We start from the raw sequence: 15,106 nt of genomic DNA on the forward strand, positions 1-15,106 counted from the left end.
GCCCCGTTTTTGTGTCGGGCCGGGCTGCACCCTAGGAGCCTACCCATGTCCGCCCAGCCGCCCAGCAGCCCGCCCTCTGCCGTGCTTCAGGAGTGTCTGGAAGATGCGCGTCGTGAGGCGCGCCTGTTGATCGAGAAGCTGGTCGATTTCACCCGCCACAACCTGCGTCAGCGCGAGAGCACCGGGCGCAGCTTCACCGACCGCAACGCGGTCACCGCGGCCATCGATGAATTGGGGCGCCATCAGCGGGTCTTGGTCGACGGCTTTGTGACCCGCGTCAACCAGGGGCTGCTGGAGTCGCCGCAGGCGACAACGGAAAAATCCCAGAGCCAGTCGCTGATGCAACTCAAGTTCGATCAGCTGGAGCTGATGGACGAGGATCAGGTGCAAAGCCGGGTGGAGTTGGCGCGGGCCTTGCAGATGACCCTGCACGCCGTGGACCCCACCTTGCCCGAGCTGAACACCTTGAGCTGCGCCTTGCAGGGCCTGCCGGTGGTGATTCCCGAGCGCAATCCCTTCCGGCCAGAAATGTATTTGCGTGCCCTTCAGCACTCGCTGGAGAGCGTGCCCGTGTCGGCGGCCGTGCGCATGGTCTGGACCCAGCAGATGTGCAGTCTGCTGGGCAAAGAGCTCAACGATTTCTACCGCTTTCTCAATCACAAGCTGCACCAGCGTGGCATCAAACCGGCGCTTTACACGGTTGCCCAGCAGGAGGGCAGCAACCGACCGGTCTATGTGCCGGAGGTGCTGCCCGCCGCGGCCCCGCCCTCAGCGGGTGTTGGCAGCGTTGCTCGAGGCCCGGGGGCCGGCACCGGCGTGGGCCGGGGGCAGGGCGGGCCGGCGGTGCGGGCGGGTTCGTCCGTTGATCGCTCTGCCACCGCAGGCGGATCGGTGCCGCCACGCCGCAGTGGCGCGGGGGCTCCGCCGCTCTACCTGGATGCCTTGCCACAGTCTCTGCCGGGCCCCCTGGGGCCGCGTGACGCGGACGAGGCCAGTGCGCTGACGGTTGATCAGTTGCGCCGCCTGCTGGCCAGCGATGGCAACAGCCGGGGAGCGGCGGGCCGTGGCGCCGGGCCGGATGCCTCGCGGCTGGAAAGCTTCGCCCAGCAATTCGAGCGGCAGTTTGAGGGCGAGCCGGATGAGGTGAACCACACTGACTTCGACAGCACGCTGCCGGCAGCCTTCGATGCCTTGAGCAACGAACGTGAGGTGAGCCAGGTTCTTCAGCGCCTGGCCCAGCGCCAGGGGGCGGTGGCTCCGGCAGGGCGCACGATCAGCGTGCGTGAACTGCGTGAACAACTGCGCCGACAAGGTCAGGAGGTGGGGCCGCTGGTGGCGCTGGAGGTGGTCGCCCTGATGATTGACAACATCACCCGCGACACACGGCTGCCACAGGTCGTGCGCCAGACCGTGCGTGAGTTGGAGACGCCACTGGCCCAGTTGGTGGTGGTGGATCAGCGTTTTTTCAGCGACAAGGCCCATCCGGCGCGCCGCCTGCTCGACGAACTGACCCAGCGCAGCCTGGCTTTCGAGAACGAGAACGCACCGGGTTTTGAGGCTTTCATGGCCCCGGTGCACCAGGTGGTGGCGATGCTGGGCAAGGCCGCCATGGATGGCCCGGGTCCGTTCGAGGTGGCGTTCAAGGAGTTGGAGCGTGCCTGGAACGAGCACCATGAGGCTGAGCGCCGCAAGCGTGATCTGGCGGTGAAGGCATTGCTGCATGCCGAGCAGCGCAATCTGCTGGCGATCCGCATGCGCCAGGAGATCAAGGGCCTGCCGGACCTGGCTCAGGTTCCTGCCGAGGTCAGTGAGTTCCTGTTGGGCCCGTGGGCACAGGTGATGGCGCAGGCCCGGTTGGGCGAGCGGGCTTCTGAGGGCGACCCTGGGCATTACCTCGCGCTGGTTGACGAACTGCTGTGGAGTGCTCAGCCCGTGCTCACGCGACGCAACCCGGGGCGTCTGACGCGGCTGATTCCCAGCCTGCTGGGCCGCCTGCGTGAGGGGCTGAAGACCATCGACTACCCGCCGGTGCAGACCAGCGCCTTTCTGGAAAAGCTGATCGTGCTGCACCAGGCGGGCTACCGCACGGGTGTGCTGCCGCCGCCGCCGGCCCCCGCTGAACTGCCGTCCACTGCGCCCAAGGCCCCCTCAGAGCCGCCACCGGGCAGGCCCGAAGCCATTGAACTGGATGACAACCCGGCCTGGCTGGCGCCGCAAGAGGCGCGGGACTCCGGGTTCCTGACATTGCCGTCCGAGCCACCTGCCCAGGACGATGCGCCGCCCCTGTTGCCGCCCCTGATCAACGAAGCGATGCCGGCCCTGGAGCTGGGCAACTGGGTCGAGATGAACACGGGCAAAGGTTGGCAACGCACCCAGCTGACCTGGGCCAGCCCACATGGCACCTTGTTTTTGTTCACCCGCCCCGATGGCAGTACCCAGTCGATGACCCGGCGCATGCGCGAACGCATGATGCGCGAGGGCCTGATGCGCGTGCTCAGCACCCAGCCTGTGGTGGCTGGGGCCCTGGACGAAGTGGCCCGCACCGCCTTGCGCAACACTGTCTCCACACCCGGGGCCGACGCGGCCTCAGATCCCCGGCCTGACAAAGGCTGAGGGGGGCCTGTGGTGCTTTTTCCTGTTTCGTGCTCAGGCGGTGGTGCTGGGCACGGGCTCGCCGCTCAGGCGGCGGCGCACCCACAGCAGGTGGCTGCGCAGCGCGTACAACTCGTCGGTGTAGGACAGGGGCAGGTGGATGTGGCTGAGTTGCTGTTCCACCTCGTCAAGCTCGGCCAACAGGCTGGGCGCATCGGCTTCCTGGCGGTCGAAGCGGCCTTCGATGTCGCGCAGGCGCCCGTACCAGCGGAACACCCGTGAGCGCACCCGGAAAGTATACAGCGGTGGCACCACCCGGCTCAAGGGCAGCACGATGGCCACGATCACGCCCAGGGCCAGGGCCATGCGCTGCACCAGGTTGGCCAGCCAGAAGGGCAGGTGCCGCTGCAGGATCGACGGGCCCTCGGTGTAGGCGCGCTCGGCTTCACGGCTCAGCGGCAGTTCGCTGTGGTTGAGATTGGGAAACTCGCGCGCCCGGTTGAACCAGCCCGCCCCGCCATGCAGGCGCAAGGCCTGTTGGGCAAACAGCTGCTGCAGGGCCGGGTGGGTGTCTTCGTGGGCGAGCAGCGAAGTGGTCGAGGCCACCAGGCGCAGGTCCCGCCCCGGCAAGTCACGTGCCAGATCCACCATGCCACGCGGCAGGGTGACCGGGCTCAGGTAGGGAAAGCGCCGTGCATAGGCCTCGCTTTGCACAAAATTCATCAACTGCACGCCGGGGGTCTGAAGCAGCATGCGCACAAAGGCCGATTCGGGGGCCGAGGCAAACACCACCGCATCCAGTTCACCCGCCAGAAACGCCACCGTGGCCTCGGTCTGGGCCAGGTGCGACAGCTTGAGTTTGGCCGGGTCCAGGCCATTGGCCTGCAGCATCTGGTTCATCAAGGCCGGCACACCGGTACCGGGGGCCCCCACGTTGACGCGCAGGCCACGCAACTGAACCAGGCTGTTGAGTGGGCGGCTGCTGCTGGCCTGCTCTGCGGCTGTCGCGCTGGGCCGGTAAAACACCCAGATCGGTTCGACAAACAGGCTGCCCAGCGACACCAGGGCCTGGTCGTCGTCGGCGGTCTCGGCCGAGGCTGTGCCGCCCTGTACAAAACCCAGGTCGGCGCGACCTTCAGCCAGCAACTGCAGGTTGGCGGCCGAGCCCTCGGAAGGTAGCAAGTGCACGGTGATGCCTTCGCGGGCCAAGGCCTCGGCATAGGCCTTGCCAAAGCGTTCGTAAGCGCTCTGGGCTGGGCCGGTGGCCAGGGTCACCTCGCGTGGCGGGTTGGGGTTGAGCCACCAGTAGGCCAGCCCGAGCAACAGCACGGGCAACAGAGCGATGGGCCCCGCAGACACCAGCAGGTCGCGCAGGGTGAGCAGGTAATAACGCAGGGTGCGTGACAGGCTGGACATGGCGACTCCTCAGCGTGCTCGGCGTGGCCGGTACACATCGGCGGCCGCAGGCAGGCGCAGGCCCTCTGCCGTGGTCAGGCCACGGGCTGCCAGCACGGCGTTCAAGGTGGCGCGGGCCGTCACTTCGGCAGCCAAGGTGGCCAGTACCATCATGCCCGGCGAACTGGCGGCACGCCCGGTCGCCAATGCGAACACGGTGTCGCCGTCCGAGGGGGTGTGCACCGGGTTGATGGCCCGGGCCAGGCCGTCATGCCCTGAGACGGCCAGCCGGTGTGCCTGGGTCTTGCTCAGGGGGGCATCGGTGGCCACCACGGCCAGGGTGGTGTTGGTGCCAGGCAGCAAAGGTTTGGGTGGCTCGCCGCGCAGCAGGGCGCGTCGGCTGTCCAGCAGATTTTTTCCGTTCAGGGTGCGGGCGCCGGCGACGACGGCGCCGGTGTCGGGGTCGATCACATCCCCCAGCGCGTTACAGGCGACCAAAGCGCCCACCGTGACCCCGGCCACGGTCAACGAAGCGGTGCCCACGCCCCCTTTCATGGCCCGGTCGATGCCGAAGATCTTGCCCACGGCGGCGCCCGTGCCGGCGCCGGCGTTGCCTTCGGCAGGTCGTCGGGTGCCGGCCGCCGCGCAGGCCGCGTAACCCGCAGCCGCGTCCGGGCGGATGCGCATGTCGCCGACCAGCAGATCGAACAGCACGGCGGAGGGCACGATGGGCAGGCGACCCACGCCCACGTTGAAGCCCACGCCTTGCTCCTCCAGCCAGCGCACGGCACCCGTGGCGGCCTCCAGCCCCCAGGCGCTGCCACCGGCCAACACGATGGAATGCACCTGCTGAACCAGGTTGGAGGGGTCGAGCAAGTCGGTCTCGCGCGTGCCAGGGGCCGCGCCGCGCACGTCCACACCGGCTACCGCACCTTCGCGGGCCAGGATGGCGGTGCAGCCGGTGGGTCGGCGCGGGTCGGTGAAATGTCCCACCTCGATGCCGGGCACGTCGGTGATGCTGCCAGGGTGGCGGCGGCGCAAGGTGGCCGGGGTGGGGAGGGGGGAGCGGACGGCTTGGGTCATTCGGTGTGGCTGGGGGGCGAGGGCGATGAAAGGCAGCGCCCGATTATGGGCGCAGGTGGCTGGCAAGCCCTGCGTGCCTCAGGCGCCCACGACTTGCCCAAGGCGCCCGACCGGCCGCCCATTTTCGCGAACCGGGCTGGCCGGCGCATTGGGCCAGCTCAGGCCAGGCGGCTGCGCGCCTTGTCGATCCAGACCTGCAGGTGGTCGATCAGGCCCTGTTGGCTGAACGAGCAGCTCTCTTCCGAGAACAGGGCCGAAGACTCCAGCCGGTCCAGCAACTGCCCCAGAACCTCGCCAAATGCGGGGGGCAGCGCGGCCAGCAAGATCTCGAAAAGGCGGGCCTGGTGACTGAACTCGTGGGGTGACAGGCTGCCGCTGCGCAAACTGTCGAACAAGGAGGTCAGGGCGTCAAGTTGATGGGATGGCGTCATGGGGGCTGGGCGGGGCGCCTTCGGCACCGGTGGACTTTGTTCGTTGGACGGAGGAAATGCGAAATTTCTGATCGCATTCGCATTTGTCTTGCGGCATTTTCCTTGAATTCGCTGATTTTTTGATCCGCCCCCTGGGACAGGGCTTGTCACTTCCTAGAATAGAAACATGTTGAAACTCATAAATGCCAAGCAATTGAGGCTCGGCATGTATGTGCACAAGTTCGAAGGGTCCTGGTTGCACCACCCTTTCTGGCGCAGTGCCTTTTTGCTGGAAGATCAAAAAGACCTCGACTCGATCATGGCCAGCGGGGTCACCGAGCTGTGGATCGATCTCTCCCGCGGCTGTGGTTTGCCCGAACCTGCGCCTGCGCCTGTGCCCACTGTCGAGGTGGTGTCGGCCCCCCCCGCTGCGCCGGTTGCTGCGCCCGCGACTGCCGCCCCGGTACGCCAGCCGGCCACCAGCATGAGTCAGGAGTTGGTGCAGGCCAAGCGCATCCTGCTGCAAAGCCGGGATGCCGTCACTTCTTTGTTCAATGATGTGCGCCTTGGCAAGGCCATCGACGTCAACGGGGCCCTGCCGCTGGTAGAAGAGGTCACTTCTTCGGTGATGCGCAATCCCGGCGCCCTGGTCAGCATCGTGCGGCTGAAGAACCGAGACGACTACACCTACATGCACTCAGTGGCGGTGTGCGCCCTGATGGTGGCGCTGGCCCGCCAACTGGGGCTGGATGAGACCCAAAGCCGTGATGCGGCCATGGGCGGCCTTATGCACGACTTGGGCAAGGCCTTGATGCCGCTTGAGGTGCTCAACAAGCCCGGCAGTCTGACCGAAGGCGAGTACGGCATCATGAAACGCCACCCAGAGGCCGGCTGGACGCTGCTCAAGGAGGGCGGTGGTGCCACGGAGGCCACGTTGGACATCGCACTTCATCACCATGAGAAGGTGGATGGCTCCGGCTACCCGCACCGCCTCAAGAGCACCGACATCACGCTGATGGCCCGCATGGGTGCAGTTTGCGACGTGTATGACGCCGTCACGTCCAACCGGCCCTACAAGGCCGGTTGGGATCCGGGCACATCGATCCGGCGCATGAACTCGTGGGCCGGCCATTTTGACCCTGTGATCCTGAAGGCCTTCATCCGCAGCATCGGCATCTACCCTGTGGGCTCGCTGGTCCGGCTGGAGTCCGGGCGCCTGGCGGTGGTGACCGAGCAGAACGACAGCTCGCTGCTCACCCCCAAGGTCACGGTGTTCTTCTCGCTCAAGTCGAACGAGCCCATTTCGCGCCAGGTACTGGACTTGGCGGGACGTCACAGCCACGAGAAGATCGTGGCCGTGGAAGACAAGGAAAAGTGGGGCTTCAAGTACCTGGACGAGATCTGGTCAGAGGCCTGAGGACCTTGGTGGTGGCCCGCCCAGGAATGGGCCGGGCGGTGGGGCCGATGCCAGCACGGGCCCCGTGGCCCGCTTACAACTTGGCCAGCCGGTCGAGCGCTGCCTGCAAGGTTTCATCCTTCTTGGCAAAGCAGAAACGCACCACCCGCTGATCAAAGCCATTGCCATAAAAGGCTGACAGCGGGATGGCGGCGACGCCGATCTCGCGCGTGAGCCACTGGGCAAAGTCGGCCTCGCCCAGATCGCTGACCTCGGAAATGTCCACGCACTGGAAGTAACTGCCCTCGCTGGGCAGCAGCTTGAAGCGGGTGCGCTCCAGGCCGGCACGGAACAGGTCCCGCTTGCGCTGGTAGAAGGCTGGCAGTTCCAGGTAGGGGCTGGGGTCGGCCATGTAGCGGGCCAGTGCATGCTGCACCGGGGTGTTGACCGTGAACACGTTGAACTGGTGCACCTTGCGGAACTCGGCCGTCAAAGGGGCCGGTGCGGCCACATAGCCCACTTTCCAGCCGGTCACGTGGTAGGTCTTGCCAAAGCTCGAGACGATGAAGGCACGCGCTGCCAGGCCGGCAAAGCGCGCGGCGCTCTGGTGGGTCTGGCCGTCGAACACCATGTGCTCGTAAACCTCGTCGCTGATCAGGAAGATATCCGTCGGGGCCAGCAGGTCTTGCAGGCGCAGCATGTCAGCTTCGCTCCACACGGTGGCGCTGGGGTTGTGCGGCGAGTTGATCAGGATGGCGCGGGTGCGCGGCGTGATGGCGGCCGCAATCAGGTCGAAATCGGGGCGGAAGGTGCCAGGTGTGAGTGGCACGCGCACCACCACGCCGCCGGCCAATTCGATGTTGGGCACGTAGCTGTCATAGCAAGGCTCCAGCACGATCACTTCGTCACCAGCCCGCACGATGGCCAGGATGGCGGTGATGATGGCTTGCGTGGCGCCGGCCGTGACGGTGATCTCGTCGGCGGCGCTGTAGTGGCGGCCATGCAGGGCTTCGATCTTGCGAGAGATGGCTTCGCGCAGCGCTGGCACGCCGGCCATCGGGGGGTACTGATTCAGACCCTGCTGCATCGCCTGGGTGACGTCGTCCACCAGGCGCGGGTCACAGTTGAAGTCGGGGAAGCCCTGGCCCAGGTTGACGGCGCCCGTCTCGGTGGCCAGGGCCGACATCACCGTGAAAATCGTGGTGCCCACGGCAGGCAGCTTGGTTTGCAGCGGAGGGGTGCGGCCGATGGCCGGGCTGGCGGTGGTGCTCATGGCTGGAGGCGAATGGGTGAGGTGGATCAGAGTTCGTAGTCGTTCACGTGGCCGCTCAGGGCCTTGGCGATCAGGTCTCGGCTGAGGCGGTCGCTCAGCAACTCGGCAAATTTGAACACGAAATTGCGCAGGTAGGCGCTGCGCTTGAAGGCCACGCGGGCCACGTTCTGGCCAAACAGATGCCCCATGGGGCGCACGGCCAGATCGCCAATGGGGTCGTCGCGCACCGCCATCTCGGCCACGATGCCCACGCCCAGACCCAGGCGCACATAGGTCTTGATCACGTCGGAGTCGATGGCTTCCAGCGCGATGCGCGGTTGCAACTTCTTGGCCGCAAAGGCCTGATCGATGCGGGTGCGCCCAGTGAACGAGGGGTGATAGGTGATCAACGGCTCGTGGGCAATGTCTTCGAGGCTGAGGCGCTCTTTCTGCGCCAAGGGGTGCTCAGGCGGAAGCACCAGTACGTGCTGCCATTCGTAACAGGGCAGGGTGACCAGGTCGGCATAGTCGGCCAGGGATTCGGTGGCAATGCCGATTTCGGCGATCTCGTCGAGCACCATGCGCGCCACCTGGTCGGGGGCACCCTGGTGCAGGCTGACGTTGACCTTGGGGTAGGCCTCGCGCAGTCGCGCCACCGGTACGGGCAGCACATAGCGGGCCTGGGTGTGGGTGGTGGCAATCGACAGCGTGCCGCTGTCCTGGGCGCTGAACTGTTCGCCGATGCGGCGCAGGTTGCCCACTTCGCGCATGATCAACTCGATGCTTTTGAGCACGTGCTGGCCCGGCTCGGTGATGCGTTTGAGGCGCTTGCCGTGCCGGGCAAAGATTTCAACCCCCAATTCCTCTTCGAGTTCGATGATCGCCTTGGACACACCGGGTTGCGAGGTGTGGAGCGCCTTGGCGGCTTCGGTCAGGTTCAGATTGCGCCGGGCGGCCTCCTGGACGAAGCGGAATTGGTGCAGGTTCATATCGAATATCAGCTAAAGATTCTGGGCATTATGCTGCAGAAGTCTATTGAAACTGGCCGCCCCTGGCTCCCTTCACGGTGCCAGGGCGACCACGGCCAGGGCGTCCAGGATGTCGGGGTGTTCACCCACTGCATCGCTTTGATCGAACACCACCGCCGGGTGCTGGCGGGCCAACTCGGCCATCAGCACCGGCAGGTCTTCGCGGGCATGGCGGCCCACCCCCAGGAACATGGGCACCACGCGCACCTGGGTGGCGCCCTCGGCGATCAGTGCGGCTGCGGCCTCGGGCAGGCTGGGGGCGGTGAGTTCGAGGTAGGCGCAGCACACGCGGGTGCCCGGCGAGCGTTCGCGCACGCGCTGGGCCACGGCTTCGATGGGGCGTGCCCAGGCCGGATCGCGGGAGCCGTGGGCAAACAAGATGATGGCGGTCATGGTTCGGGTCTCGTTTCTCGGACGGCAGGCGGTCGGGGTCAGCGTCGCAACACCAGCCAGCCAAAAGCGGCCAGCGACATCAATGAATAGATCAGGCCAGGCGCGGCAGCCACCACCCAGGGCACCCAGTTCTGCAGGTTGCCGATGTAGCCGAACACGTTGTTGAGCAGGAAGAAGCTGATGCCCGCCATCACGCCGCCAAACACATAGGTGGTAATGCCACCCGAGCGGAAGTGCAGGTAGGCAAAGGGCAGGGCCAGCACCACCATCACCAGGCAACTCAGCGGGTAGAAGACCTTGCGCCAGAACTCGATCTCATAGCTCTGTGCACTTTGTCCGTTGGCATCCAGGTGCTGGATGTATTCGAACAGGTCGATCGTGCGCATGCGGTCGGGCTTGAGCAGGGCGGCCGAGGCCATTTCGGCGGTGATTTGGGTCGGCCAGCGCAGATGAGGCACCTTGCTCTGGTCGATGCGCGCGCTGGATCGCTCTTCGTTGGGGAACTCGCTGCGCTGCACGTCCTCCAGCTGCCACGAATCGTCCTTGTTGAAGTGTCCGGTCTCCGCACGCGTCATCGACACGAGGTGCCCCTGCGGGTCGAACTCGAAGATGCGGATCTTTTGCATGCCGCCATCCGGCCGCATCCGCGCAATGTTCACGGCATACGAACTGTAGGCCTGGCGCTCCTTCATCCAGGCACCGGTCTGCCCGGTGGTCAGGCGGCCCTGGTAGCGGGCCTTCATCAACTGGCCTGCTCGCTCGGCTGCCGGCGCCAGGTAGTCGCCCACGGCAAAGGTGGTCAGCACAAAGGCCAGGCCCAGCACCAGCAGGGTGCCCAGCGCCCGCCAGGGCCCCAGGCCGCTGGTACGCAGAATGGTGAACTCGGAGCTTTGAGCCAGGTTGGCCATCACGAAGATGGTGCCGATCAGCACAGTGATCGGAAACAGCTCATACAGGTGGCTCGGAATGGCCAGGCCCACATACATCAAGGCCTGGGTGATGTGGTAGCCGCCCTGGTTCACCCAGCGCAATTCATCCACCAGATCGAAAAAGAAGAACAGCGCCAGAAAGCCCAGGGTCACAAAGGACACCGCGCTCAGGATCTGCCCATACAGGTAGCGGCGGATCGTGTTCATGCCGACTCCCTCGCGCTCAGCCGGCGAAGCAGCAGGTGGCGCCAACTCCAGTTGTAATGGCGCTTGGCCAGCAAGGCCAGGCCCACGATGCCGGCACCCCCATGCAGCAACAGCATGAACTGCCCCGCCTGAATGCTGCTGTTGGCCACCCAGTTCTGCCCCAGGTTGATGAAGTTGTAATACACCACAAAGGCAAACAGGGCGAACACCAGGCTGCCCGCGCGCCCGGCCCGTGGGTTGACCACCGAAACTGCCAGGGCCAGCACCACAAAGTTGAGGCCCGCCAGGGCCAGGCCCAGGCGCCAGGTCAGTTCGCCCAGGTTGGGGGGGGTGGGCTCGCGCAACAGGCGCAAGGTCGACATGGCCTTGGTCGGGCCGTCATCGGCATCGCCCAGGCTGTTGCTGCCGATCAGGGTGCCGTATTCGCTGAAATCGCTGACTTTGATGCTGCCATCGCTCATCAATTGCTCCATGCGCTGCCCCTGGCTGAGCAGCACGTAGCGCCCGTGTTGAAGGGTTTCGATGCGCGCCGTGCGGGCCGAGGTGACCGCCTCCTTGCCGTGCTCCTGGGCCGCGATGAACACGTTGTTGCCGGTGGTGTTGTCGTTGGACTGCTTGTCCACAAAAAACACCCGCGCCCCATTGGCTGATTCCTGGAACTGCCCTGGGGCCACCCGCTCCACGTCGCCGCGCTTTTCATAGTGGTCACGCATGTCCTGCACCTGCTGGTTGGACCAGGGCCAGCCCACCAGGGCCAGCAAGGCAATCACCAGCAGCACGGGCCAGGCAAAGCGGAACAGGGGGGAGACAAAGCTGGCCAAGCCCCGTCCGCTGGCAAACCAGATCACCATCTCGCTGTCACGGTACATGCGTGACAAGGTGCCGACAATCGAAACAAACAGGCTCAGCGCCAGGATGGTGGGCAGGTGGCCCAGCACCGTGTAGCCCATGACCATCATCACGTCGGACGGGCTGACGGCACCCCGCGAGGCCTGCCCCAGCGTGCGGATCAGCATCATGGTCATGACCACCGTGGCCAGCACCACCAGCGTGGCGCCGAAACTGCGGGCCAGTTCCTTGCGCAGAGTTGAATGGAATAACATAGAACGAGATAAAAGGGTGATTATGAACTTTGAACTGAAACCCCTCAGCCTGTCTGCGGCCGCTGCCGAGAAGGCTGATCTTCTGGTGATCCTGGTGCCTGAGGGCTTCAAGCCCGGCCAGGACACCTTGTCCGCCGTGCTCGCGCAAGCCCTCAAGGCCGAAGATTTCGGTACCAAGGCGGCTCGTTTGTTGTCGGCCTACCGGCTGGCCGGCGTCAGCAGTGCCCGGGTCGTGTTTGCCGGTGTGGGCGATGGCAGCGCCAAGCCTGTGCGCCAGGCCGTCCAGGCCGCGGTGGCCACGGTACGTGCCGAGTCCGTCAAGCGCCTGTCGGTGGTGTTTGCCGGCGCCGAGGTCTCCGCCTCGGCCGTGCGCTCGGCTGTTCAGGCCTTGGCAGATGGCAGTTACGTCTACACCGCCACCAAATCACGTGCCGAAGGCCGTGTGTTGCAAAAAGTGACGCTGGGCCTCGCGACCACCCCCAACGCCGAGCAGCGTGCCGCCCTGGCCCAGGCCAGCGCTGCCGTGACGGGGATCGAACTGGCCAAAGAGTGGGGCAATCGCCCAGCCAACCATGCCACCCCCACCGATCTGGCGGCCGCCGCCAAGGCCCTGGCCAGCCGGGGCTCGGGGGTGCAATGCGAGGTTCTGCTGCCGCGTGATGTGGCCAAGCTGGGCATGGGTTCGTTCATGGCGGTGGCCCGTGGCTCCGAGCAGGAACTGCGTTTCATCGTGCTGCGCTACCAGGGCGCCGCCCGCACCCAGGCGCCGGTGGTGCTGGTGGGCAAGGGCATCACCTTCGACACCGGCGGCATTTCGATCAAGCCGGCGGGCGAGATGGACGAGATGAAGTTCGACATGTGTGGCGCCGCCAGCGTGTTGGGCACCTTTCGTGCGCTGGCTGAACTCAAACCCAAGATCAATGTGGTGGGCCTGATCCCGGCCTGCGAGAACATGCCCGACGGCCGTGCCCTCAAACCCGGTGATGTCGTGACCAGCCTCAGCGGGCAGACCATCGAGGTCCTGAACACCGATGCCGAAGGCCGCCTGATCCTGTGCGACGCGCTGACCTACGCCGAGCGCTTCAAGCCGCGTGCAGTGGTTGACATCGCCACCCTCACCGGGGCCTGCGTGGTGGCCCTGGGTGCGGTGCGCTCCGGCCTGTTTGCCACCGATGACACGCTGGCCAATGCCCTGCAGGCGGCGGGCGACCGGGCCCAGGACCTGTGCTGGCGCCTGCCCCTGGACGACGACTACGCCGAGGGCCTCAAGAGCAATTTTGCCGATGTGGCCAACGTGGCCGGCCGCGCGGGTGGCGCCATCACGGCGGCCAAGTTCTTGCAGCGCTTTGCGGGCAAGTTCCCCTGGGCCCACCTCGACATCGCGGGCACGGCCTGGAAGAGCGGCAGCGCCAAGGGCGCCACGGGGCGGCCGGTGGGCTTGTTGCTGGAGTACCTGCTGAGCCAGGCCAGCCACGATGCGGATCAGCCCGCCGTCAAGGCGCCGGTGAAGACCGCTGCCGCCAACAAGCCGACCAAGCCGCCCGTCAAGGCGGCTGTCAAAGCCGGTACGGCGCGTGCCAAGCCCTCTGCCGCCAAGAAGGCATGACCGAAATCGCCTTTCACTTCAACATGCCGCAGAAGCTGCCCTATGTGCTGCGGCTGATCCGCAAGGCGGTGGCAGCAGGGGCGCGCGTGACGGTGACCGGGGCTGAGACCCAGTTGCGCACGGTGGATACCCGCCTGTGGGAGCTGGCTCCGCATGAGTTCATCCCTCACTGTGCGGCAGGCGCTGAAGCCCATGTGCTGCAGCATTCCCCCGTGCTGCTCACCGCCGATCTCTCTTTGCAAAGCCAGCCCCAGGTCTTGGTCAACGTCGGCGCCGAGGTGCCGGCCGGTTTTGAGCGTTTTGAGCGAGTGATCGAAATGGTCAGTCTGGAAGACGCAGACCGCCAGGCCGGGCGGGCCCGCTGGCGTCACTATGCCGATCGTGGTTACGCCATTCAGCGCCACGACATCCAGGTCAAAGGAGGCGCATGATGAACCAACCCCCCCGAGTCCCTCCGCGCTTCGTGCCCACCTTGACCGAGGTGGTGCAGGTGGCTGCGCCGCCCGTGGCGGCCCCGGCCCTGGATGCGCTGGCCTTTGAAGAGCAACTGGTGCACCGTGTCATGCAGCGCGTGGACGCTTTGCTGGAGCAGCGGGTGCAGCAGGCCGTGGCCCACGTGATCGAGGAGCAGACACGCAGCCTGCTGCCCCGGCTGCGGGAAGAGCTGGATTCCGTGGTGCGAGGCTCGGTCACCGAGGCGCTCGCGCAGGAACTCGCATCGCCGCGCTGAGCACGCGTGAAGCCTGTTTGACCCACCTCATGCCGGGGCTGTTGTTTTTGATGACTTATCGTGTTCCCTGATGTTTCTGTTGTGAGGATTGCGCTATCGTGCTTTTCACTGAGTCAAGATCAACCTCAGCACTTATCTCGGAGTCTTTTATGCAAATGAAGTTGAAAATCACCGCTGTTGCTGCCCTGGCAGTTCTGGCAGGCGCTGCCTCGGCACAAGACGTTCAGGTCGTGAAGATCGGCCACGTCGCCCCGATGTCGGGCGCCCAGGCCCACTACGGCAAGGACAACGAGAACGGCGCGCGCATGGCCGTTGAAGACCTGAACACGCAAAACATCGTGATCGGGGGCAAGAAGATCAAGTGGGAACTGGCCGCTGAAGACGATGCAGCCGACCCCAAGCAAGGCACGGCCGCTGCACAGAAGCTGTGCGACGCCAAGGTCGCTGGCGTGGTCGGTCACCTGAACTCGGGCACCACCATCCCGGCTGCCAAGGTGTACAACGACTGCGGCATCCCGCACATCACCGGTGCGGCCACCAACCCCAACCTGACCAAGCCCGGTTACAAGACCACCTACCGCATCATTTCGAACGACAACGCGCTGGGCGCTGGTCTGGCCTTCTATGCGGCTGACACCTTGAAGCTCAAGCGCGTGGCCGTGATCGACGACCGCACGGCTTATGGCCAGGGCGTGGCCGATGTGTTCAAGAAGATTGCCGCCAGCAAGGGCATCACCGTGGTGGACGAGCAGTTCACGACCGACAAGGCGACTGACTTCATGGCCATCTTGACCTCGATCAAGGCCAAGAACCCGGACGGCATCTTCTTCGGTGGCATGGACCCGCAAGGCGGCCCGATGCTGCGCCAGATGGAGCAACTGGGTCTGGGCAACGTGAAGTACTTTGGTGGTGACGGCATCTGCACGTCCGAGCTGGCCAAGCTGGCCGCGGGCGCCAAGACGCTGGAGAACGTGGTGTGCGC

Annotated in this window: 14 protein-coding genes; 6 read left to right on the forward strand and 8 right to left on the reverse strand. The window is 65.6% G+C overall.

Translation table 11 applies throughout. The features are described 5' to 3' along the window. Positions 1-45 precede the first annotated feature (45 nt). Positions 46-2,613, forward strand: coding sequence for a DUF1631 family protein (locus tag AC07PT_RS02545; protein WP_494655664.1), 2,568 nt, complete (start codon positions 46-48; stop codon positions 2,611-2,613). Positions 2,614-2,646: 33 nt separating this feature from the next. Here AC07PT_RS02545 and AC07PT_RS02550 read toward each other — a convergent pair whose 3' ends face one another. From AC07PT_RS02550 to AC07PT_RS02560, 3 genes are all read right to left on the reverse strand, one after another. Beyond that, entirely contained in the window at positions 2,647-4,008 is a 1,362-nt protein-coding gene (locus tag AC07PT_RS02550; RefSeq protein WP_492345358.1) for a TAXI family TRAP transporter solute-binding subunit, read from the reverse strand. Between the two features lie 9 nt (positions 4,009-4,017). Next, entirely contained in the window at positions 4,018-5,070 is a 1,053-nt protein-coding gene (locus AC07PT_RS02555; RefSeq protein ID WP_494655665.1) for a P1 family peptidase, read from the reverse strand. Between the two features lie 158 nt (positions 5,071-5,228). Further along, positions 5,229-5,501 carry a hypothetical protein gene (locus AC07PT_RS02560; RefSeq protein ID WP_492345360.1) on the reverse strand — a complete coding sequence of 91 codons (273 nt, stop codon included), beginning with the start codon at positions 5,499-5,501 and terminating at the stop codon, positions 5,229-5,231. A gap of 166 nt (positions 5,502-5,667) precedes the next feature. Between AC07PT_RS02560 and AC07PT_RS02565 the strand changes: the two genes are divergently transcribed. Further along, a complete protein-coding gene (locus AC07PT_RS02565) occupies positions 5,668-6,897 on the forward strand; it encodes a cyclic di-GMP phosphodiesterase (RefSeq protein WP_494655666.1) in 1,230 nt (409 codons plus the stop codon). A gap of 73 nt (positions 6,898-6,970) precedes the next feature. Here the strand turns inward: AC07PT_RS02565 and AC07PT_RS02570 are convergent, their stop codons facing one another. From AC07PT_RS02570 to lptF, 5 genes are all read right to left on the reverse strand, one after another. Beyond that, a complete protein-coding gene (locus AC07PT_RS02570; RefSeq protein WP_492345362.1) occupies positions 6,971-8,149 on the reverse strand; it encodes a pyridoxal phosphate-dependent aminotransferase in 1,179 nt (392 codons plus the stop codon). 26 nt (positions 8,150-8,175) lie between these two features. After that, complete coding sequence (locus AC07PT_RS02575) at positions 8,176-9,117, reverse strand: CysB family HTH-type transcriptional regulator (RefSeq protein ID WP_492345363.1); 942 nt, start codon at positions 9,115-9,117, stop codon at positions 8,176-8,178. 72 nt (positions 9,118-9,189) lie between these two features. Beyond that, positions 9,190-9,549 carry a sirohydrochlorin chelatase gene (locus tag AC07PT_RS02580; protein ID WP_494655667.1) on the reverse strand — a complete coding sequence of 120 codons (360 nt, stop codon included), beginning with the start codon at positions 9,547-9,549 and terminating at the stop codon, positions 9,190-9,192. Positions 9,550-9,587: 38 nt separating this feature from the next. After that, on the reverse strand, positions 9,588-10,685 hold the full coding sequence (gene lptG, locus AC07PT_RS02585; RefSeq protein WP_494655668.1) for an LPS export ABC transporter permease LptG: 1,098 nt from the start codon (positions 10,683-10,685) through the stop codon (positions 9,588-9,590). Continuing rightward, positions 10,682-11,788 carry an LPS export ABC transporter permease LptF gene (lptF, locus tag AC07PT_RS02590; RefSeq protein ID WP_494655669.1) on the reverse strand — a complete coding sequence of 369 codons (1,107 nt, stop codon included), beginning with the start codon at positions 11,786-11,788 and terminating at the stop codon, positions 10,682-10,684. The genes lptG and lptF overlap by 4 nt, the downstream gene beginning before the upstream one ends. A 22-nt stretch (positions 11,789-11,810) precedes the next feature. On the opposite strand from lptF, the gene AC07PT_RS02595 reads away from it, so the two are divergent. The 4 genes from AC07PT_RS02595 to AC07PT_RS02610 all read left to right on the forward strand — a co-directional run. Then, complete coding sequence (locus AC07PT_RS02595; protein WP_494655670.1) at positions 11,811-13,394, forward strand: leucyl aminopeptidase; 1,584 nt, start codon at positions 11,811-11,813, stop codon at positions 13,392-13,394. Further along, positions 13,391-13,825, forward strand: coding sequence for a DNA polymerase III subunit chi (locus AC07PT_RS02600; RefSeq protein WP_492345368.1), 435 nt, complete (start codon positions 13,391-13,393; stop codon positions 13,823-13,825). The genes AC07PT_RS02595 and AC07PT_RS02600 overlap by 4 nt, the downstream gene beginning before the upstream one ends. Continuing rightward, positions 13,825-14,124, forward strand: a complete 300-nt coding sequence (locus AC07PT_RS02605) for a hypothetical protein (protein WP_494655671.1) — start codon at positions 13,825-13,827, stop codon at positions 14,122-14,124. The genes AC07PT_RS02600 and AC07PT_RS02605 overlap by 1 nt, the downstream gene beginning before the upstream one ends. Positions 14,125-14,273: 149 nt before the next feature. Beyond that, positions 14,274-15,106: branched-chain amino acid ABC transporter substrate-binding protein (locus tag AC07PT_RS02610; protein ID WP_494655672.1), on the forward strand; the 833-nt coding region annotated here is incomplete at its 3' end.

The sequence above is a fragment of the Curvibacter sp. GW821-FHT09D12 genome (assembly GCF_059416245.1).

Excerpts from the sequence above, each read along its gene's own strand:
- AC07PT_RS02545 (WP_494655664.1), top strand. The coding sequence starts at position 46 with ATGTCCGCCCAGCCGCCCAGCAGCCCGCCCTCTGCCGTGCTTCAGGAG.
- AC07PT_RS02550 (WP_492345358.1), bottom strand. The coding sequence starts at position 4,008 with ATGTCCAGCCTGTCACGCACCCTGCGTTATTACCTGCTCACCCTGCGC.
- AC07PT_RS02555 (WP_494655665.1), bottom strand. The coding sequence starts at position 5,070 with ATGACCCAAGCCGTCCGCTCCCCCCTCCCCACCCCGGCCACCTTGCGC.
- AC07PT_RS02560 (WP_492345360.1), bottom strand. The coding sequence starts at position 5,501 with ATGACGCCATCCCATCAACTTGACGCCCTGACCTCCTTGTTCGACAGT.
- AC07PT_RS02565 (WP_494655666.1), top strand. The coding sequence starts at position 5,668 with ATGTTGAAACTCATAAATGCCAAGCAATTGAGGCTCGGCATGTATGTG.
- AC07PT_RS02570 (WP_492345362.1), bottom strand. The coding sequence starts at position 8,149 with ATGAGCACCACCGCCAGCCCGGCCATCGGCCGCACCCCTCCGCTGCAA.
- AC07PT_RS02575 (WP_492345363.1), bottom strand. The coding sequence starts at position 9,117 with ATGAACCTGCACCAATTCCGCTTCGTCCAGGAGGCCGCCCGGCGCAAT.
- AC07PT_RS02580 (WP_494655667.1), bottom strand. The coding sequence starts at position 9,549 with ATGACCGCCATCATCTTGTTTGCCCACGGCTCCCGCGATCCGGCCTGG.
- lptG (WP_494655668.1), bottom strand. The coding sequence starts at position 10,685 with ATGAACACGATCCGCCGCTACCTGTATGGGCAGATCCTGAGCGCGGTG.
- lptF (WP_494655669.1), bottom strand. The coding sequence starts at position 11,788 with ATGTTATTCCATTCAACTCTGCGCAAGGAACTGGCCCGCAGTTTCGGC.
- AC07PT_RS02595 (WP_494655670.1), top strand. The coding sequence starts at position 11,811 with ATGAACTTTGAACTGAAACCCCTCAGCCTGTCTGCGGCCGCTGCCGAG.
- AC07PT_RS02600 (WP_492345368.1), top strand. The coding sequence starts at position 13,391 with ATGACCGAAATCGCCTTTCACTTCAACATGCCGCAGAAGCTGCCCTAT.
- AC07PT_RS02605 (WP_494655671.1), top strand. The coding sequence starts at position 13,825 with ATGAACCAACCCCCCCGAGTCCCTCCGCGCTTCGTGCCCACCTTGACC.